The 18,985-nt window shown below is 72.4% G+C and carries 15 protein-coding genes and 1 pseudogene; 9 read left to right on the forward strand and 7 right to left on the reverse strand.

From position 1 onward, the window contains the following. Positions 1–172 precede the first annotated feature (172 nt). Positions 173–1,465, reverse strand: coding sequence for an LCP family protein (locus ACFWWR_RS25360; protein WP_383858524.1), 1,293 nt, complete (start codon positions 1,463–1,465; stop codon positions 173–175). A gap of 463 nt (positions 1,466–1,928) precedes the next feature. After that, a complete protein-coding gene (locus ACFWWR_RS25365) occupies positions 1,929–2,684 on the reverse strand; it encodes a TIGR03089 family protein (protein WP_383858522.1) in 756 nt (251 codons plus the stop codon). Between the two features lie 126 nt (positions 2,685–2,810). Here ACFWWR_RS25365 and ACFWWR_RS25370 point away from each other — a divergent pair, with 126 nt between their 5' ends. Both ACFWWR_RS25370 and ACFWWR_RS25375 read left to right on the forward strand, forming a co-directional pair. Further along, positions 2,811–4,301, forward strand: coding sequence for a peptidoglycan recognition protein (locus tag ACFWWR_RS25370; protein ID WP_384305440.1), 1,491 nt, complete (start codon positions 2,811–2,813; stop codon positions 4,299–4,301). Positions 4,302–4,496: 195 nt separating this feature from the next. Further along, a complete protein-coding gene (locus tag ACFWWR_RS25375) occupies positions 4,497–5,579 on the forward strand; it encodes a sugar phosphate nucleotidyltransferase (RefSeq protein WP_383858516.1) in 1,083 nt (360 codons plus the stop codon). Positions 5,580–5,991: 412 nt separating this feature from the next. Here the strand turns inward: ACFWWR_RS25375 and ACFWWR_RS25380 are convergent, their stop codons facing one another. The 4 genes from ACFWWR_RS25380 to ACFWWR_RS25395 form a co-directional block, all read right to left on the reverse strand. Further along, positions 5,992–7,035: a DNA-3-methyladenine glycosylase family protein gene (locus ACFWWR_RS25380; RefSeq protein WP_384305443.1), complete on the reverse strand. Its 1,044-nt coding sequence runs from the start codon at positions 7,033–7,035 to the stop codon at positions 5,992–5,994. Between the two features lie 229 nt (positions 7,036–7,264). Further along, on the reverse strand, positions 7,265–8,575 hold the full coding sequence (locus ACFWWR_RS25385) for a coenzyme F420-0:L-glutamate ligase (RefSeq protein WP_383858510.1): 1,311 nt from the start codon (positions 8,573–8,575) through the stop codon (positions 7,265–7,267). After that, the gene (cofD, locus tag ACFWWR_RS25390) at positions 8,572–9,531 is read right to left on the reverse strand and encodes a 2-phospho-L-lactate transferase (protein WP_383858507.1); all 960 of its coding nucleotides are present in this window, start codon (positions 9,529–9,531) and stop codon (positions 8,572–8,574) included. The genes ACFWWR_RS25385 and cofD overlap by 4 nt, the downstream gene beginning before the upstream one ends. Positions 9,532–9,565: 34 nt before the next feature. Beyond that, positions 9,566–10,078 (reverse strand): cysteine dioxygenase, encoded by a 513-nt coding sequence (locus ACFWWR_RS25395; protein WP_383858504.1) that lies wholly within the window; start codon positions 10,076–10,078, stop codon positions 9,566–9,568. 671 nt (positions 10,079–10,749) lie between these two features. Between ACFWWR_RS25395 and ACFWWR_RS25400 the strand changes: the two genes are divergently transcribed. From ACFWWR_RS25400 to ACFWWR_RS25410, 3 genes are all read left to right on the forward strand, one after another. Further along, entirely contained in the window at positions 10,750–11,013 is a 264-nt protein-coding gene (locus ACFWWR_RS25400; protein ID WP_020137941.1) for a WhiB family transcriptional regulator, read from the forward strand. A 186-nt stretch (positions 11,014–11,199) separates the two neighbouring features. Then, positions 11,200–14,895: a glycosyltransferase gene (locus ACFWWR_RS25405; RefSeq protein ID WP_384305445.1), complete on the forward strand. Its 3,696-nt coding sequence runs from the start codon at positions 11,200–11,202 to the stop codon at positions 14,893–14,895. Beyond that, complete coding sequence (locus tag ACFWWR_RS25410; protein WP_384305448.1) at positions 14,892–16,382, forward strand: DUF5719 family protein; 1,491 nt, start codon at positions 14,892–14,894, stop codon at positions 16,380–16,382. Before ACFWWR_RS25405 ends, ACFWWR_RS25410 begins: the two co-directional genes overlap by 4 nt. Positions 16,383–16,409: 27 nt before the next feature. Here ACFWWR_RS25410 and ACFWWR_RS25415 read toward each other — a convergent pair whose 3' ends face one another. Further along, the gene (locus ACFWWR_RS25415) at positions 16,410–16,859 is read right to left on the reverse strand and encodes a metallopeptidase family protein (protein WP_383859100.1); all 450 of its coding nucleotides are present in this window, start codon (positions 16,857–16,859) and stop codon (positions 16,410–16,412) included. A 291-nt stretch (positions 16,860–17,150) separates the two neighbouring features. Here ACFWWR_RS25415 and ACFWWR_RS25420 point away from each other — a divergent pair, with 291 nt between their 5' ends. The 4 genes and pseudogenes from ACFWWR_RS25420 to ACFWWR_RS25435 all read left to right on the forward strand — a co-directional run bounded on the left by ACFWWR_RS25420 (position 17,151) and on the right by ACFWWR_RS25435 (position 18,972). Further along, entirely contained in the window at positions 17,151–17,579 is a 429-nt protein-coding gene (locus tag ACFWWR_RS25420; RefSeq protein ID WP_383859097.1) for a DUF3499 domain-containing protein, read from the forward strand. Positions 17,580–17,996: 417 nt separating this feature from the next. Further along, a pseudogene (locus tag ACFWWR_RS25425) lies at positions 17,997–18,626 on the forward strand (L-lactate permease). Next, the gene (locus ACFWWR_RS25430) at positions 18,574–18,729 is read left to right on the forward strand and encodes a hypothetical protein (protein WP_383859137.1); all 156 of its coding nucleotides are present in this window, start codon (positions 18,574–18,576) and stop codon (positions 18,727–18,729) included. The pseudogene ACFWWR_RS25425 and the gene ACFWWR_RS25430 overlap by 53 nt, the downstream one beginning before the upstream one ends. Positions 18,730–18,804: 75 nt before the next feature. After that, positions 18,805–18,972: an L-lactate permease gene (locus ACFWWR_RS25435; RefSeq protein WP_384305451.1), complete on the forward strand. Its 168-nt coding sequence runs from the start codon at positions 18,805–18,807 to the stop codon at positions 18,970–18,972. Positions 18,973–18,985: the final 13 nt, after the last annotated feature.

The following is an 18,985-nucleotide window of genomic DNA, read 5'->3' on the forward strand; positions in this document are numbered from 1 at the left end:
TCTCGGTCACACAGTGCTCGACCCCAGGACGGACCTCTGGCCGGATGCACCGGGTCGCTCACACTAACCGCCTTGTTCGCCTCCGAGCGACGCCGGTGATTAATTCCACTTCCCTACAACCGGGCAATACGCCCATTTGCTCGGTCGGTAGTTCGCCACCTTGACAAATGCTTTACTCGCACGTGTCCTCGGCCGCCGTGTTCCCCCGGAACGTCGGCGCGGGGGAATTGACGGCAGCGGGCTCGTCGTACTGCTCACCGCCCACCCCCTCGCCCCTCTCCTTGTCGCCGCTCTCGCCGCTTTTCCCGTCATTCTCGGCTGAATTGCGGCTTTTGGTCGTCGACTCCGTCGATTCCGCCGAGCCCCGAGGTGCGTTCCGTGCCACCTCCACGGGCGCGTCCGAGCGAAGCCGTTCGAACAGTCTTTCCGCCTCGGGTTCCACAAGCTGGTCGCGATTGGCGTTGTAGACGTACGACTCCCTCGGAACCGTAAGGAATTGCACACGTTCGGTGGGGATGTCGCGCAGCCCGCGCACGAGTTCGTACAAGCCGCGCAGGCTCGCCAGATCAGGGTCGGTCGTGAGTGCGGAAGTGGCCGCGTCCAGCACCGGATAGAGCTTCACCGGATTCAGCAGGACGTCATTGCTCTGCACCTTGTTGACCAACGCCCCGAGGAACCGCTGCTGACGGTCCATCCGGTCGGTGTCGCTGCCGTTGCCCAGCGTCTTGCGGGCCCGCACGTACCCGAGGGCCTGCTCGCCGTCGAGCGTCACCCGCCCCGCCGGGAGCCTCAGCTTGGCCGCCTTGTCCCGGATCGGCTCGGCCAGGCACACCTCGACGCCGTCGACCGCGTCGACCATGTCCTTGAACCCGTGGAAGTCGACGACCACATGATGGTCCACACGGATGTCCGTCAGCCGCTCCACGGTCCGGATCGTGCAGGCCGATCCCCCCACCTGGAAGGCGTAGTTGAACATCGCGAACATGGGCTCGGTACGACTGCCGTCGCGCCGTGCGCAACTCGGCACGTCCACCATGAGATCCCGGGGCAGCGACACCGCGGTGGCACGGTCCCGACCCGCGGCCAGATGCAAAAGGATGGTGGTGTCGGACCGCTCGGTCCCCGAGTCCCGCCCGTACCGCCGGTTCCCGTCCCCGGACCGCGAGTCCGATCCGATCACCAGGATGTTCTGCGCCCCCCGCACCAGCGAGGTGGGCCGGTCCCTCTCGTACCGGGCCAACTCCTCCGCCGCCGCGTTGTCCGACGTGATGTTCCCGTCCAGCTTCGCGTAGACGGCCCACCCGGCTCCGCCGGCCGCCAGCACCAGGACCGTGACCGCGATCCCGGCCCCTCGCGCACACCGCCGCCGACGCCGCCGTATCAGCCCCCGGCCGGTCGCCGAGGCCCCCGCCCCCGGCCCGAGTGGTCCGGAGGGCGCGGAGGGCGCGCCTGCGGTGTCGGTCACGTCGGAATCCACCCCTCATGGCGAACGAGTCATGTGGCGTACGAGCGTGTCGTGCGAGCTGCTCCTACGACCATGGCGTGGATGAGGGGCCGGGGGGTGGGTGGAGGGGGCCGAACGGGGGATGAGCGGCGGCTCGGGGCGAGGATCACTCTTGCCCGACCGTGTCGGGTGGCGGGGTTGCGCAGGCGGGGTTCCGGGCGGAGCTATCAGGTGGCGGTCACCTTTCGACTGCCCGCCCGGCCGAGTGGCCGACCGGCCGTGCCGGGTGGCGGGGTTGCGCAGGCGGGGTTCCGGGCGGAGCTATCAGGTGGCGGTCACCTTTCGCCCGACCGCCCGACCGCCCACCCGACCGCCCGACCGCCCGACCGTGCCGGGTGGCAGGGTTGGCATGCGTCGCGGGCCTGGAGGGGCGGAGCCTCCAGTGAGGCCGGGACCGACGTCGGCGCGGTCGAGCGACCGTCGCCTACCGGGCCGTGGCCGTGACCCGCTCACTCTCGATCCGCTTGGCCAGCGCCTCCTCGCCCAGCTGATCCAGGTTCCGGCACAGCACCACGGACCCACCGGTGGCGAGCGGCGCGTACAGCCCGGCGTTCAAGCCCTCCCAGGTGTCGTACGGCAGCCCCGACAGCAGCCGGGATCCGGGCCCGGTGAGCCCCACCCCCGTCGCCTCCGCCCCGGCCCGCTCGACGACCTCGGCCGCGCTGAACTCCCGCCCGGCCACGATCAGCGCCGGCTCATCGGGATCCACCGGTGCGAACGGCGCGAAACGGTCCCCCTGCCCCGGTACCTCGACGGCGTAGTCGGCGAATCCGGCCGGCGGCTGCGGAAACCGCCCGCCGAGCGGCCGTAGGGCCAACGCGACCCGCTCCCCGGAGCACGCCCGCGCCGCCTCCAGCGAATCCGGCCCGCTCACCACCACGTCGGCCACCGCCGGATCACCGCCCACGTCGGCGATCACGCCCACCGACGAACACGCCAGCAGCCACACCGCGGTCTGCCAGTGCGCGGGCAGCAGCAGTGAGACCCGGTCGCCGGGCGCCGCGGCGAGGTCGCCCTGGAGGAGGTTGGAGGTCTTGGCCACCCAATTGGCGAAGGTGGCCACGGACAATTCGACACGTTCACCCGTGGCGTCGTCGTAGAAGGTCACCAGCGGGCGTCCGGGGTCCGCGGCGAGCGCGGAACGCAGCAGGTCGGCAGGGGTGCGGTCGGTGGCGTTCACCCGAAGAAGCGTACGCGGGCCCGCGCTCGCGCACCGGCGGAAGGGGCCATGGGTCGCCGCCGGTTCACCACCGGTTCGGCGGAACGCGGCCCGACGGCACGTCAATTCCCCGATGGACAGATATGTATGACTATGTCCAAGATCAGGGGCATGCACGGATTCCTTGCTTCCTCGATCGGCGTCACCTGTGCGGCCGCCCTGGCCCTTCCGCTGACCCCGCCCGCGGCCGCGGCGAACCTGCCGGCCACGGCGGCTGTCCTGTCCGCGAGATCGCCGGCGGTGAGCACGCCGGCCAAGGCGACCGCGAGACCGGCGGCGACCGCGGAAGCGACGGGGAGCACCCAGTCGCTGCTCCTCGTGCCGCTCACCCAGGACCGGGCCGGGGGCCTCCCCCCCGAACAGGGCCTGACCCGCCGGGACGTACGGCCCTTCTCGCTCGTCGGCGTGGTCTGGGACGACCCGGACGTCGAACTCCACGGCCAGGTCCAGGTCCGGACCCGCGAGGCCGGCACCGGCACCTGGTCCGGCTGGCAGCACCTCGAGACGCACAACTCCGACCACGCGGCCGACCCGGACTCCGCCGAGCGCACCTCCGGCCGGGTACGCGGCGCGACGGCACCGTTGTGGGTGGGGGGCTCGGACGGCGTGGAGGTACGCGTCCGCGCGGACGCCGAACCCCGCGCCGTCCGGGTCGAGGAAACCGCCCGCGGCCCCCGCACGGCGACGGCCGCCGTCCCGCTCCCCACCGGTATGCGCCTCGAACTCGTCGACCCGGGCGCCCCGGACGACCCGCCCCGGGCAGCCCCCGCCGATGCCGCCGGCGCTCCCCGTGCCGACATCCCGACCGCCGAACCCGCCCAGGCCCTGGCCGCCACGGACGCGTCCGCCGCCAACACCGATCTCGCCCCCCTCGGTGCCACCGAGATCCCGTCCCTGACCCGCGACGAGACCGAGCGACAGCTGTTCACCCCGCGGACCACCGAGTTGGCCGAAGGGCAGCGAGTGAAGCCGAAGATCGGCCCGCGTCCGCGCATCGTCACCCGGCGCGGCTGGGGCGCGAACGAGAGTCTGCGGGAGAGGACCTTCGTCTACACGAAGAAGGTCAAGGCGGCCTTCGTGCACCACACGGCGTCCGGCAACGGATACCGCTGCGCGCAGGCCCCCTCCGTCATCCGTGGTATCTACCGCTACCACGTCCTGAGCATGGGCTGGCGCGACATCGGCTACAACTTCCTCGTCGACAAGTGCGGAAACATCTACGAGGGGCGCGCCGGGGGCGCGGCGAAGCCGGTCATGGGTGCCCACACGCTGGGTTTCAACACCAACAGCATGGGGATCGCCGTCCTCGGCAGCTTCGGTACCAAAAAGCCGTCCGCCGCCGCGGTGAAGGCCCTCGCCCGGCTCACCGCGTGGAAGCTCGGCCTCTACGGCGCCAATCCACGCGGCAAGACATATCTGAAGTCGGGCGGTGGCAATCTCTACCCCAAGGGAAAGAAAGTACGACTGAATGTGATCTCCGGTCACCGGGACGGCTTCTCCACGGCCTGCCCCGGCTATCGGCTCTACCGCAAGCTCGGCACGACCCGTTCGACCGCGGCCCGTTATCAGGGCCGGTAGCGCCGGGACCTGCCGGACCTGCCCGGGAACCGTTCGGACGCCACCGGAGTCTGTCCGGCCGTAGGACACATTCACCGCCGTCGGGGGGCAAGAGGTGGAACGCCGCACGGCCGTCGAAGGCACCGCGCAACGTCTGCATACACTGGCCGGCCGAAAGACAGTTCGGGCGGTCCCGGCAGGAAGCAGAGACGACAGGTGACAGAAGCGATACTCCTGGTCGGCGGCAAGGGCACCCGGCTGCGCCCGCTCACGGTGCACACACCGAAGCCCATGGTCCGAGCGGCCGGGGTCCCGTTCCTCACGCACCAACTGGCGAGAGCGAGAGCGGCGGGCGTCGACCACATCGTGCTCGCCACCTCCTACCTGGCAGAGGTCTTCGAACCGTACTTCGGCGACGGCTCCTCCCTCGGGCTCCACATCGAGTACGTCACCGAGGACGAGCCCCTCGGCACCGGCGGCGCGATCCGCAACGTCGCCTCCCGCCTGCACTCCGCGCCCGAGGACCCGGTCCTCGTGTTCAACGGCGACATCCTGACGGGCCTCGACATCAGGGCACTGGTGGAGACCCACGAGAGGACCGCCGCGGACGTCTCCCTCCACCTCACGCAGGTCACGGACCCGCGCGCCTACGGTCTGGTCCCGACCGACGGGACGGGCAGGGTCCTGGCGTTCCTGGAGAAGCCGCAGACCCCCGAGGAGATCGTCACCGACCAGATCAACGCGGGGGCGTACGTCTTCCGCCGCTCGGTGATCGACACGATCCCGACAGGCCGCGCGGTCTCGGTGGAGCGGGAAACCTTCCCGGACCTCCTGGCGGCAGGGGCCCACCTTCAGGGCATGGTCGACTCGACGTACTGGCTGGACCTCGGCACCCCGGCCGCGTTCGTCCGCGGCTCCGCCGACCTCGTCCTGGGCCGCGCCCCGTCCCCCGCCGTCCCGGGCCGCTGCGGCGACCGCCTCGTCCTCCCGACGGCACGGGTCGCCCCCGACGCGAAACTCGCGGGCGGCACGGTGGTGGGCGAGGGCGCCTTCGTCGCCGAAGGCGCCCGCGTCTTCGGCAGCACGATCCTCCCCGGCGCCGTCATAGAACCCGGCGCCGTCATCACCGACTCCCTCATCGGCACCCGGGCCCGCGTGGGCGAACGCTCCGTCCTCACCGGCACGGTCATCGGCGACGGCGCGGTCATCGGCCCCGACAACGAACTCCGCGACGGCATGCGCATCTGGTGCGACGCCCAAATCCCCCGAGGCGCGGTCCGCTTCTCCTCGGACCAGTAACTCCACCACCAACGCCGGGCGGCCAGGCGGGGCCTGCCCGGCGTCGAACACCCGGCCACCGATCAACGGGGTTCACTCCGCCCGGTGTTCGGGTTGCCTCTTGTGAGGCCGGTCCGCTTCTCCTCGGCCCACTAACCCCGCCACCGTCCCGGCACTGACCAACGGGTGTCACTCCGCCCGGCGTTCGGGTTGCCTCTTGGGATGCCGGTCCACATGCCACCCACCCACCCGCTGGGGGCGCCCCTCGTGATGCCGGTGGTATCTGTCGGTCTGTCTGGCGTTGCGGGGTCCGGGGGCGGCAACCCCGGGCGAGGTCCGCCTCTCGACCGACCGAGACGGGTGGCTGGGTGGGCGTAGGAGCGGGGGTCTGGGGGCGGAGCCCCCAGGGACGGTCCCCGAGACGCCGCTCAGGTCACAACCGGCCGATGTCCCCTCGGGGCATCCGCGGCGCCCGCCTCGCCGGAACCCCCCCACTCAACAAGATCAACCGAGCCGCCCGATGCCGCTGCCCGGCATAAGGCTCCAGCAACTCCAACATCACCGCGTCATCCGCGTCGCGGTCCCCGGCCAGTGCCCATCCCACGATCCCCGGCAGATGCAGATCCCCCACCGTCACCGCATCCGCCGCCCCATGACTGCGCTGAACAACCTCCGCCGACGTCCACGGCCCCACCCCCGGCACGACCTCCAACCGGGCCTGCGCGGCCCCTGGCTCCATCCCCACGGCCTCCTCCAGCCGCGCGGCAACCCGAACAGCCCGCAAGATCGTCGAGGCCCGCTTGTTGTCCACCCCGGCCCGATGCCACTCCCACGACGGAATCAACGCCCACGTCCGAGGCGCCGGCATCACCCAAAGCCGCCCACCCCAACCCGAACCCGAACCCGCACCCCCGCCCGAACCCGCAGGCCCAGGCGCCGGCTCCCCGAACTTCCGCACCAGCAGCCGCCACGCCCGATACGCCTCATCGGTCGTGACCTTCTGCTCGAGAATCGACGGAATCAACGACTCCAGCACCAGCCCGGTCCGCGTCAACCGCAACCCCGGCCGCCGATGCCACGCCCCCGCCACCACCCGGTGCCGAGGCGTGAACGCGGCCGGATCGTCCTCGCCCCCCAACATCCCCGGCAACTGCTCCAGCAGCCACTCGGCCCCCGGCCCCCACGCCTCCCCGCGCACGACCCCGCCCACCGCACGGACCCGCAGCGTCCCGGGCCCGCCCGGCGTGAGACTGGCCCGCCACACGGACCCGTCCGGCGTCGCCCGGAACGTCGGATCCCCCGGCCCCCGCCGGAGCGGCCCGAGCACCAGCCCGAGATCGAGCGGCCCGTCCGGCACATACGTCCGCACGAGCCCCGTTGCGGAAACAGGCCGCGAAGCCCCGCGCGCGGCGGGTACACCGGCCTCCCCACCGCGCACAGTCGTACGCGTGGGCCGGGGAGCGAATCGTCCTGCCACGAATGAAGTCCCGGAGAATTCGAAGGTGTCCTGCTGCCCTGCGGCACCAGGCGGCCGTACAAGCCTGGCTGTGCCTTACGGCACAAGGTGGCCGTACGAGCTCGGCTGCCCTACGGCACCACAGGTGGTCTACGGCACCAGGCGGTCTACGGCACCAGGCGGCCCACGAACCTGACTGCCCTACGAGACTAGGCCCCCGTACGACGCCACGGCGGCCGTATGACCAGGCTCACCGCACCTCGATGAAGGCCCCCGCCTCCCGCTCGGCCCGAGCCCGGGGCTCCTCCGCCGGATGCCCGACCGCCACGGCCCCCATCGGATCCCACCCCTCCGGCAGCCCCAGCACCTCCCGCACGACCTCCCGGCAGAACATCGTGGACGACACCCACGCCGACCCCAGCCGTTCCCCGGCCAGCGCGACCAGGAAGTTCTGTACACCGGCCCCCGTGGCGACCACGAACATCTCCCGCTCGGCGGCGTCCCGCCGCGCGTCCCCGTACCTGTGCGACCCGTCCATCACCAGACACGGCACCACGAGGTACGGCGCCTTCCGCAGCACATCCCCCCGCCGCACCCGTTTCGCGATCGACTCCTCGCTCTTGCCGTCCCGCCGCAGATCCGCGACCCAGGCATCACGCATGGCGTCCAGCAGCCCGGTCCTCGCGGCCGCCGACTCCAGCAGCACGAACCGCCACGGCGTCGTGTGGTGCGGCGCCGGCGCGGTGACCGCCGCGGCCACGGCCCGTCGTACGGCCCCCGGGTCGACGGGCTCCTCGGTGAAGGCCCGTACGGTACGGCGCTGGGTGACCGCCTCCCGTACCGCCTCCGAGGTCCCGAGCCGGAACATGTCGTCGCGCGCGCCGCGCACCATGGCCCGCGCCCCCTCGCCGTGGTCCTCGGTCAGCACGTGGGAAAGCCCGCGCACCACGGCGACGGGCAGCCCGGCGGCCTTGCCCTTGACGAGGTCACCGGCCGCGGCCAGCTCGTCCGCCGTCGCCACGACCGTCGCGCTGAGCGGATTGCCGTACGCGTCCGTGCCCCCGCGCAGATCGTCCAGCACGTGCACCCCGGCGGCGCCGATCGCGACATCCGTGAGCCCCGTGCGCCAGGGCCGCCCGAACGTGTCCGTCACGACGACCCCGACATCGACGCCGAGGGCGTCCCGCAGCCCGTCGCGGATCGCCCGCGCGGATGCGTCCGGGTCGTCGGGGAGCAGCAGCACCGTCCCGGACGGCGTGTTGGAGGCATCCACCCCCGCGGCGGCCATCACGAGCCCCTGCCGGTTCTCGACGATGCGCAGCGCACCGCGCCGCGCCACCACCCGCACGGTCTCGGCGTCGATCGCGGCCTCCCGGTCCACCGCCTCGACGATCCGGCCCTCCGCCTTGGACACGATCTTGGAGGTGACGAGCAGCACGTCCCCGTCCGCCAGGCCGGGCTCGGCGGCGGCGATCAGCTTGGCGAGATCGTCCCCCTGCTGCACCTCGGGCAGTCCGGGCACCGCCCAGACCCGGTAACCGTCGACAGGCACGCCGCTCAAACCGCCCGCACCTCCTCCGCCAGCAACAGAGCCTCACGCGCCATCTGCGCGGACGCGTCCACGTCGGTCATCATCAGCGGCACGGCCCGGCACAGGATCCCGGCGGCCTTCACCCGGTCCACGACGCCGGCGTCGACGGTGTCGACCAGCCAGCCGTCCAGCAGTCCCGAGCCGTAGTGCTCGGCGACCGCCGCGGCCGTCGACTCCACGCCCACCGCCGCGAGCACCTTGTCGGCCATCCCGCGCACGGGCGCGTCCCCGACGATGGGGGACAGCCCGACCACCGGCACTCCGGCGTCAGCGATCGCCTCCCGGATGCCGGGCACGGCGAGGATGGTGCCGATGGACACGACCGGGTTGGACGGCGGGAACAGCACGACGTCCGCCTCCGCGATCGCCTCCAGGACGCCCGGCGCCGGCTTCGACTGCTCCGCGCCCACCGGCACGATCGCCTCGGCCGGCACGGAGGCCCGCAGCCGCACCCAGTACTCCTGGAAGTGGACCGCCTTGCGCTCGCCGTCGACCTCGACGGCGACATGCGTCTCGACCCGGTCGTCGGTCATGGGGATCAGCCGGACGCCCGGCTTCCACCGGTCGCACAGCGCCTCGGTCACCGCGCTCAGCGGATACCCGGCGCCGATCATCTGCGTCCGCACGATGTGTGTGGCGAAGTCCCGGTCGCCGAGCCCGAACCACTCGGGCCCGACGCCGTACGCCGCGAGCTCCTCCTTGAGGTGGAAGGTCTCGTCGGCCCGCCCCCAGCCCTGTTCCTCGTTGATGCCGCCGCCGAGCGTGTACATCACCGTGTCGAGGTCCGGGCAGACCTTCAGCCCGAAGAGGTGGATGTCGTCCCCGGTGTTGCCGATGACCGTGACGTCCGCGTCCGGCGCGGCCTGCTTCAGACCGCGCAGGAACCGGGCACCACCGATGCCGCCTGCCAGAACCACAATGCGCATGGGGGCAAGTCTTGCAGGCCGGTACGACAACGCGTCAGGCGGTTACGACGTCCACCTCGTCGTACGTCGCCGGGGCCGAGCACTGGGGCGCGTGCATCTGCATCTCGGTCAGGCCGGGGTAGTAGACGTGCAGGCTTATGGCCGGCTCCAGCGTGTCGTTGACCACCTCGTGCACGTACCCCGGCGCGAACACCCGCTGGGCACCCGCCGCCAACGCGCGCGTGCCCCGCCCGGTCCGCTCGGTCAGCTTTCCGTCCAGCACGGTCAGGACACCGGAGGAGCGGCCGTGGTCGTGCAGTCCGCTGCCCTGTCCGGGCACCCAGGACAGCAGCCACACCTCGTAGCCGGGGCCGGTGCGCAGCCGGTGGTACCAGCGGGTGGTGGCGTCGTACTGGACGAGGTGCTCCCACTGGGCCCGGTCGGCGGCGATGGAGCGGGACAGCCCGACGAACTCGGCGACGGTGGCCGGGTGCTCGCGCGCGGGCTGGAGCAGGTGCGGGACTTCGAGGATGTCGCCGGCGATCTGGAGGTCGCTGTCGCTGTTCATGGTGTGCGGTGGTTCCTCGGCGGAGTGTGTGGGGGCACTGGGTGTCAGGTACCGTCCGCCCGGGTCACGGGGGACAGAGGTGCCCTGGTCCGGGCGTGGGGAACAGGCAGCCGAGTCGCGGTGGACTCAGAAGCAGCCGGAGCGCGCTTGGCTCAACAGCTGGAACAGCGACAACAGCTACAGCGAGCGTGGGCAGCACCGAGGGACCCCGCGGGGCGGGTCGAGGTGAGTGCCAAGTTCGCGAGCATGCCCACAAGAACAGCGGTTCACACGTTCACTGTCAACTCGACGCCCGGTATGTGGGACGAGTTTCACCACATCCGGTTCATCTCTCAGGTGAAAGGTTTGTGCACGCATCGGCGGGACACATGGCGCACAGCCAGGCGCACGAGCCTCGGAACGAGATCGAACTGGTGGGCGTCCTTCTCTGTGCAGGCCCCAAAAGCCGGTGCGGGAGCGGCGCCCCTCGAGGGGTCTCCTCTGCTTGTCAAGGTTTAGGCCGATTTGAACACTTTCTGCTAGACCTTGGTTCCGCAGAGTGAATAAGGGGCCCAATAGCAGATCTCGGCTTGACTCGCCCGGAGCAGCACACTTGTAATTTCACTCGTGTCGTTCAGCCGAAATCGGTACGGCTACATCACGGGGACGCGAAAGACAGACGAGGGGCGCACATGACCGAGACGGTGCAGCAACTGCTGGTCGACGACGCGGACGAGGAACTCGGCTGGCAGGAGCGCGCGCTGTGCGCCCAGACCGACCCCGAGTCCTTCTTCCCCGAGAAGGGCGGCTCCACCCGCGAGGCGAAGAAGGTCTGCCTCTCCTGCGAGGTCCGCTCCGAGTGCCTCGAGTACGCCCTCGCCAACGACGAACGCTTCGGAATCTGGGGCGGCCTGTCCGAGCGCGAGCGCCGCAGACTGAAGAAGGCGGCGGTCTGAGTCGAGGGCCATGGCCCGAGTCCGCCCAGGAACACGGTGCGAACGGCCCGTCGCAGGTGAGTTATCCACAGGCGGCGGGCCGTCGACATGCCCAGCCGATAGTGTGGGCGCTCGTCCGAGACGCCCCGCTGCCCCCTCGGGGCACAGGCGTCCACCGCAGTCCACCGAACCGGGGCCCGTACCTCGATGTCCGTGCACAGCCACACGGCAGCCCAGCAAGACACCGCTGCCACCCCTGAGTTTCCGCGTCACGTGGTGACGGCGGTCCTCGTCTCCCACGACGGCGCCCGCTGGCTGCCCGACGCGCTCGCCGGACTGCTCGGCCAGGAGCGCCCGGTGCAGTTCGCCATGGGCGCCGACACCGGCAGCGCGGACGACTCCGCCCAGCTGGTCACCGACGTCCTCGGCGCCGACCGCGTGCTGCACCTCGCCCGGCGTACCGGCTTCGGCCAGGCCGTCGAGGAGGCGGGCCGCACCGCGCCCGTCCTCACTCCGGACGAGCTGCCGTACCTGAAGCGGCCCAGCGGCTGGGACCCCGTCACGCGCACCTGGCGCGACGACGCCTACGACATGCCGGAGCTCCCGCACGGAGAGCCGGTGCAGTGGCTGTGGCTGCTGCACGACGACTGCGCCCCCGAACCCGACGCCCTGGCCCAGCTGCTGCGGGTCGTGGAGACCGAGTACGACCTGGGCCGGGACGACGTGGCGGTCGTGGGCCCCAAGCTCCGCGGCTGGTACGACCGGCGGCAGCTGCTGGAGGTAGGCGTCAGCATCGCCCACTCCGGCCGCCGCTGGACCGGCCTGGACCGCCGCGAACAGGACCAGGGCCAGCACGACCACGTCCGGTCGGTGCTGTCCGTGTCCACCGCCGGCATGCTGATCCGCCGCGACGTCTTCGAGCAGCTCGGCGGCTTCGACCGCCGGCTGCCCCTGATGCGCGACGACGTCGACCTGTGCTGGCGGGCGCACGCGGCCGGATACCGCGTCCTGATCGCCCCGGAAGCCGTCGTACGGCACGCCGAGGCCGCCTCGCGCGAGCGCCGCGCCGTCGACTGCGCGGGCCGCACCACCGCCTCCCCGCACAAGGTCGACAAGGCCGGCGCCGTCTACACCCTGCTCGTCAACACGCGTGCGGCCCTGCTGCCCTGGGTGCTGGTGCGGCTGCTCCTGGGCACCCTGTTGCGGACCGTCGCCTATCTCGTCGGCAAGGTCCCCGGTCAGGCCGTCGACGAGATCCGCGGCCTGGTGGGCACCCTGCTGCGGCCCGAGCGGATCCTCGCCGGGCGCCGCAGGCGCGGCCGAGCGGCCGTCGACAAGGACGAGATGCGGCCGCTGTTCCCGCCACCGGGCGCGACCGTCCGCGCCACGGTCGAGCAGGCCGCGAGCAGCCTCTTCGGCAGCTCCGACCCAGAGGTGACCTCCGGGGCGGGCCGGCACGGCGGCGCGGTCGAGTCCGGTCCGGGCGGCGACGACGCCGACTTCCTGGAGGTCGAGCAGTTCGTCCGCCTCAAGCGCATCGCCCGCAAGCCCGGCCCGGTGCTCTTCCTGGTGCTGCTGCTGGTCTCCCTGGTCGCCTGCCGGGCCCTCCTCGGCGGCGGCGCGCTCGCGGGCGGCGCCCTGCTGCCCGCCCCGGCCGACTCGAGCGAGCTGTGGTCGCGTTACCTGGACGCCTGGCACGCGGTGGGCGTCGGCGGCACCCCTGCCGCGCCGCCGTACCTCGCGCTCGTCGCGATGTTCGCCTCCGTGCTGTTCGGCTCGACCGGCCTCGCGGTCACCGTCCTGCTGGTCTGCTCGGTGCCGCTGGCCGGGTTCGCCGCCTACTTCGCCTCCCGTCCGCTCGTCGAGTCGCGCCTCCTGCGCGCGTGGGCGGCCGTCGTCTACGCCTTCCTGCCCGCCGCCACCGGTGCCCTCGCCGGCGGCCGCATCGGCACCGCCGTCCTGGCCATCCTGCTGCCGCTCATGGCGCGCGCGGGCATCGCGGCCAGCGGCCTGGCGCACAGCTCGGGCACGCGGGGCAGCTGGCGCGCCACCTGGGCGTACGCCCTGCTGCTGACCATCACCACGGCGTTCACGCCGATCGTGTGGCCCATCGCGCTGATCCTCGGCATCGGCCTGCTGGCCGTGCGCCGCGCCGAGATCACCGCCTACGGCCTGCGCTTCTTGACCCAGCTCGGCACGCCCCTGCTGATCCTCGCCCCCTGGTCGCTGTCCCTCCTCCCGTTCGGCTTCTTCCAGGAAGCCGGCCTGGACTACGGCGCCTCGACGGCCTCCGCCCTCGACCTGCTCGGCATCAGCCCCGGCGGCCCCGGCACGGTCAGCGGGCTGATGCTGATCGGCGTCGTCCTGGCCGCGCTCGCCGCCCTGTTGCGCTCAGAGCGGCAGTTCGGCATCTGGACCGCCTGGGCCGCCGCCCTGGTGGGCCTCGTCTTCGCCGTCCTGTCCAACGGCTCCACCTGGGCCGGCCCCGCGACCCTCGTCTACGGCCTCGCCCTCCTCGTCGCCGCCGCCCTCGGCGCCGACGGGGCACGGTCGCGCGTGGCCGAGCAGAGCTTCGGCTGGCGTCAGCCGGTCGCCGCCCTGATCGCCTTCGCCTCGGCCGCGGGCCCGCTGCTCGTCGCCGCCGGCTGGATGCTCGGCGGCGCCGACGGACCGCTGGAGCGCCGCGACCCGGTGCAGGTGCCCGCGTTCGTCGCCGAGGAGAGCGGCACCCGCGACCAGGCACGCACCCTCGTCCTCGACAGCGACTCCGCCGCCCACGTCGGCTACATGCTGGTGCGCGGCTCCGGCGCCCGCCTCGGTGACGCCGAACTGGCCGCGGCCGACGGTGAGAACAGCAGCCTCGACAAGATCGTCGCCAACCTCGTGGCCGGTTCCGGCGCCGACCAGGCCGACCAGCTCGGCAAGTTCGCCGTGCGCTACGTCCTGGTCCACAAGGGCGCGCCCCGCGAGGTCACGCGCATCCTGGACGCCACACCCGGCCTGTCCCGGCTCAGCCAGCAGGACGGCAGCGGCCTGTGGCGGGTCGACCAGGAGGTCGCGCGCGCCACGGTCGTCCCCGAGTCGGGTGTTCCGCAGCCCGTCGCCGCCGGCCCCGTCGAGATCCACACCACCATCCCGTCCGGCGCGGAGGGACGCGTCCTGCGCCTCGCCGACACCGCCGCCGAGGGCTGGACGGCCACGCTGGACGGCAGCCCGCTCACCCGCACCACGGTCGACGGCTGGGCCCAGGGCTTCGAACTCCCTGCCTCCGGCGGCAAGCTGGACGTCACCTTCGACGACCCGATCACCCACACCGCCTGGCTGTGGGCCCAGGGCGCGCTCGCCGTCGTCCTCGTCGTCCTGGCCCTGCCCGGCCGCCGTCGCGACGTCGACGACGACCTTCCCGAGGAGCCGGCCGTCCCCGCCCAGGCCGTCGCAGGCGAGGGCCGCCGCGCCCGCCGCCTGCGCGCCCAGGCAGAGGCCGAGGCCGAAGAGGGCGGCAGGCCCGAGGAGTTCCCGCCCCCTCCTCCGGAGGAGGCCCCCGCCGTCCCCCAGCAGCAGTCCTACGGCATGGGGGTCCCCCCGGGCGAGGATGATCGAGGCTGGGGGAGGGACACCCCGAGCTACGCGGGCACCGAGTACGCCGACGGCTACGGCGGGCAGTACCAGGACGCCCAGCAGCAGTACCCGCCGGGCGGCTACGACCAGCAGCCGTACCAGGCGGACCCGTACCAGGGCGGCCAGTACGACCCGTACGCGTACGGCGGCCGGCCCGAGCAGGCACCGTACGAGCAGGGCTACGGCCGGCAGTACGACCAGCAGGGCTACGACCCGGCGTACGACCCGACGCAGCCGCCCCCGCAGGGCAACGGCAGTGAGCGCCCCGACGGGAGTCAGCAGTGAACCGCACCACCCTGTCCCTGATCGCCGGCACCGCCGCGCTCGCCGCCGTCACCGGATTCGCCGTGCTGACCACGCCGGACGCCGCCGGCACGAACACCGCCGAGGCGGCGGCCGTCCTGCCCGTGGAGCGCACCAGCCTGCTCTGCCCGGCGCCCAGCCTCTCCGACCTCGCCGACACGTCGTACACGTCCTTCACTCCGGTCACGAAGGGGACCGAGAGCGACGGCAAGGCCGAACTCCAGTCCGCCACGGAGCAGTCGGCGGACGGCGGGAGCGAGGGGAAGAAGAAGGCCGACAAGCCGGTCCTGACACCGAAGGAGCCCGGCACTCCGGTCACCGGGGACGCCTCGGGGGGCGACGCGCCCGCGCTCGTCGGGACCGCCGAAGGGAAGTTCGCGCCGGGCTGGACCGTCCAGGAGACCACCGAGGTCGCCGCGGGCACCGGCCGCGGTCTCCAGGGCGTCAACTGCACCGCGCCGGACACGGAGTTCTGGTTCCCGGGCGCCAGCACGGCCGCCGACCGCACCGACTACGTGCACCTGACCAACCCCGACGACTCCGCCGCCGTCGTCGACATCGAGCTCTACGGCAAGGACGGCGCCCTGGAGTCCGCGGTGGGGGAGGGCATCACGGTCCGGCCGCACTCCAGCGAGCCGGTCCTGCTGTCCACGCTCACGGACGAGAAGCAGGAGAACCTCACCGTCCATGTGAACGTCCGCAGCGGACGCGTGGGCGCCGCCGTACAGGCCCTGGACGACAAGCTCGGCGGCGACTGGCTGGCCGCGTCCACCGACCCGACGGGCAGCCTGGTCCTGCCCGGCATCCCCAAGGACGCCACCGCCGTGCGCCTGGTCGCCTTCACCCCCGGCGACTCCGACGCCGACCTGAAGGTGCGGCTCTCCTCGCCGTCCGGGCAGATCACCCCGGCCGGCAACGAGACCCTGCACGTCAAGGCGGGCATGACCACCGCGGTCGACCTCGGCGACGTCACCCGCGGCGAGGCCGGCTCACTGATCCTGACCCCCACCGACCGTTCCGTGCCGGTGGTCGCGGCGCTGCGGGTCGTACGCGGCAAGGGGTCGAAACAGGAGACGGCGTTCATCCCCGCCACCCGCCCGGTCGGCACGCGCGCGTCGGCCGCCGACAACAGTGCCAAGGGCACCACGCTCTCCGTGGTCGCACCCGGCCGCGCCGCGAAGGTCAAGGTCACCGCGTCGGTGGGCAGCGACGGCGGTACGGCCGTCTCGAAGACGTACACGATCAAGGCGGGCACGACCCAGAACATCGAGGCCCCGGCCCCGAGCGGTGGGAAGGGCACGTACGCGCTGACGATCGAGCCGGTCTCCGGCGGCCCGGTCTACGCGTCCCGGACCCTGGCGGCCACGGAGGACGGCGTCCCGGGCTTCACGATCCAGACCCTCCCGGACGACCGGGGAACGGTGGCGGTACCGGAGGCGGACCAGGACCTGTCGGTGCTGCAGAAGTAGGCCGGGCGGCGTTCGATCCGCAGGCGGTCAGTCCTCGCCGTACCGCGGATCCACGGTCTCCGGAGTCAGCCCCAGCAGCTCGGCGACCTGCTCGACCACGATCTCGTGCACCAGGGCGGCGCGTTCGTCGCGCCCTTTCGTGCGAATCTCGACCGGCCGGCGATAGACGATCACCCGGGCGGGCGTCCCCTCGCGAGAGGGAATGGTGCCGCCCAGGGGGACCGCCTCGTCGTTCCAGACCTCGCCGGGCGCGTCCAGCCGCGGCACCTCCAGCACCAGGAAGTCGATGTCGGCGAGCTGCGGCCACCGCCGCTCCAGGCGCTCCACGGAGTCCTGCACCAGGTCCGCGAACGCCTCGGCACGGCTGGCCGCCAGCGGCACCTGCGGGGGCGCGATCGGCCCGCGCATGCCCCGGCCGTGTCGATCACGACGGCGGGGCCCGGGGTCGGCGGCACGGGGCGGTACGGGGTTGTCCATCACTGGTGAAGCGTAGTCCCCGCCCGGGCCGGGTGCCCGGCCCCACGCGGCAGCCGGACCCTGGGCGTCCGTCCCGTACGGCATGACGGCAGTTGACCATTCCAGCCAAGGTTGGGCTCGATTACATGTCTCTCCAGGACCGTCGCTCTCAAGGCAATTGACATGGTTTGTTCCGAGTGGTGACCGGTTTCAAAACCGCTCGATCTCTGGGACGCATCTGTCCGTGCAGGTCAGGCCGGTGTGTTCGGAGTGGTGTGTGGGGCGATTCACAGCGCGACACGGTGGAGTGACCTGAGGGGGAGTCGTCGCGGCCCGCTCAAGAGTGCGGTACCGTCCAACGTCGTGAGCCCTGTACGTCGCTGTTCGCGCACCGCTTGCGGCCGTCCCGCCGTCGCGACGCTGACGTACGTCTACGCCGACTCGACCGCGGTCCTCGGCCCGCTCGCCACCTACGCCGAACCCCACTGCTACGACCTGTGCGCCGAGCACTCCGAGCGCCTCACCGCCCCGCGCGGCTGGGAGGTCGTCCGTCTCCTCGACGCCTCGGCCCCCGCCCGGCCCAGCGGTGACGATCTGGAAGCGCTTGCCAACGCCGTGCGCGAGGCGGCCCGTCCGCAGGAGCGGGCGGCAGGAGCCGGTGGCGGCGGAGGGCGCGGAGCCGACCCGATGGAGGTCGCACGCCGCGGCCATCTCCGGGTCCTGCGCTCCCCGGACAACTGACCTCCCCGCCCCGTTCTTGTGCACGCGCGTTTCATCGAGTGACGCCCTTTCACGGGCCGTTGGCGCGGACGTGACCGCTCCGTCCCGTGCAAGCGAGAAATCGCTTTCCGCATGCCGGAAGCAAGGTCGCTCGTGTACGTCCAGGAACTGGAACCCGCCGCCGACTCGCTCGGCCTGTCCGCCCTGGCGGCGGCCCTTCCCCTCGTGATCGTCCTCGTCCTGCTCGGCGGCGTCCGCGTGAAGGCGCACCTGGCGGGCCTCGCAGGCCCCCTGTCAGCCGCGCCGGTCGCCTGCTCGCGTACGGCATGCCGCCGGGCCAGACCGTCTCCAGCGCCGCCCAGGGAGCCGTCTTCGGCCTCTTCCCCATCCTCGCGTGCCGCCGGTCTGGATCGTCGTCAAGGCCCTTGGGTGTAACGGATGACGGTCCGCACCCGACACTTCGACATCCCGCGCCGCTCCATCGGGCGGCTGTCGGACGACCCGCGCATCCAGGCCCTCGTCGTCGCCTTCTGCTTCGGCGCCCTCCTGGAGGCCCTCGCCGGCTTCGGCGCACCCGTCGCGATCTGCTCGGTCATGCTGGTGGCGGCGCTCGGTTTCGACCCGGTGCGCGCCGCGGTCGTCGCCCTGTCGCCAACACCGCGACGGTCGCCTTCTGCGCGATGGTCGCCTTCTGCGCGATGGGCACGCCGGTCGTGACCCAAGCTCAGGTCCCGAACTGCCCCTGGACGCCGTGGCTCCGTGGTGGGCCGTCAGACGCCCCTGCCGGCCCTGGTGGTGCCGCTGGTGCTGGTCCGGCCGGTAGACGGGCGGCGCGGGCTGCGTGAGACCTGGGTGCCTGCCCGGGTGTGCGGAGTCGCCTTCGCCGTCGCCCAGTTCGCCGCCTCCAACCACTCTCGGCACAACTCGCCGACATCAACGCCGCCTTGCCCGGCGCTGGCGTCCTGGTCGCGGTGCCCCACGCGCGCAGGCCGGCCGCCGAGCCGTACGCGCGGCCGTGCTGACCGGCGCCCGCAGCGGGACCCTGGACGAGGCCGACCCACGCGGTGAAGCCGTGGGCGCCTACGCCCCGTACGCGCCGATCGTCGCGAAGTTCTCCATCGCCCGGATCCCCGCCGTCAAGGACTGGCTCGCCAGGGCGACGCAGACGTAGGGCTCGCCCCTCCTGAACGTCCTCGACGCGGACGGCGACCCGGTCGGCAACAGTTCGGGCGGTGTCCTCGGCAAGATGATCTCGCCGCAGAACCTCACCATCGCCTGCGCGGCCGTGGGCCTCGCCGGCCGTGAGGGGGATCTGCCGCGCAAGGTGCTGCCCTGGAGCCTCGGGCTGCTGCTGGTGATGTGTCTGATCGTGGTCGGGCAGCGTTCGCCGATGCTGGGCTGGATGCTGCCCTGACCGCTCCATTCCG

Source organism: Streptomyces sp. NPDC058678, from assembly GCF_042714835.1.
Taxonomy (GTDB): domain Bacteria; phylum Actinomycetota; class Actinomycetes; order Streptomycetales; family Streptomycetaceae; genus Streptomyces.

Coding starts and splice junctions, on each gene's coding strand:
- ACFWWR_RS25405 (WP_384305445.1), top strand. CDS start 11,200: ATGTCCGTGCACAGCCACACGGCAGCCCAGCAAGACACCGCTGCCACC.
- ACFWWR_RS25415 (WP_383859100.1), bottom strand. CDS start 16,859: ATGGACAACCCCGTACCGCCCCGTGCCGCCGACCCCGGGCCCCGCCGT.
- ACFWWR_RS25400 (WP_020137941.1), top strand. CDS start 10,750: ATGACCGAGACGGTGCAGCAACTGCTGGTCGACGACGCGGACGAGGAA.
- cofD (WP_383858507.1), bottom strand. CDS start 9,531: ATGCGCATTGTGGTTCTGGCAGGCGGCATCGGTGGTGCCCGGTTCCTG.
- ACFWWR_RS25370 (WP_384305440.1), top strand. CDS start 2,811: ATGACTATGTCCAAGATCAGGGGCATGCACGGATTCCTTGCTTCCTCG.
- ACFWWR_RS25395 (WP_383858504.1), bottom strand. CDS start 10,078: ATGAACAGCGACAGCGACCTCCAGATCGCCGGCGACATCCTCGAAGTC.
- ACFWWR_RS25435 (WP_384305451.1), top strand. CDS start 18,805: ATGATCTCGCCGCAGAACCTCACCATCGCCTGCGCGGCCGTGGGCCTC.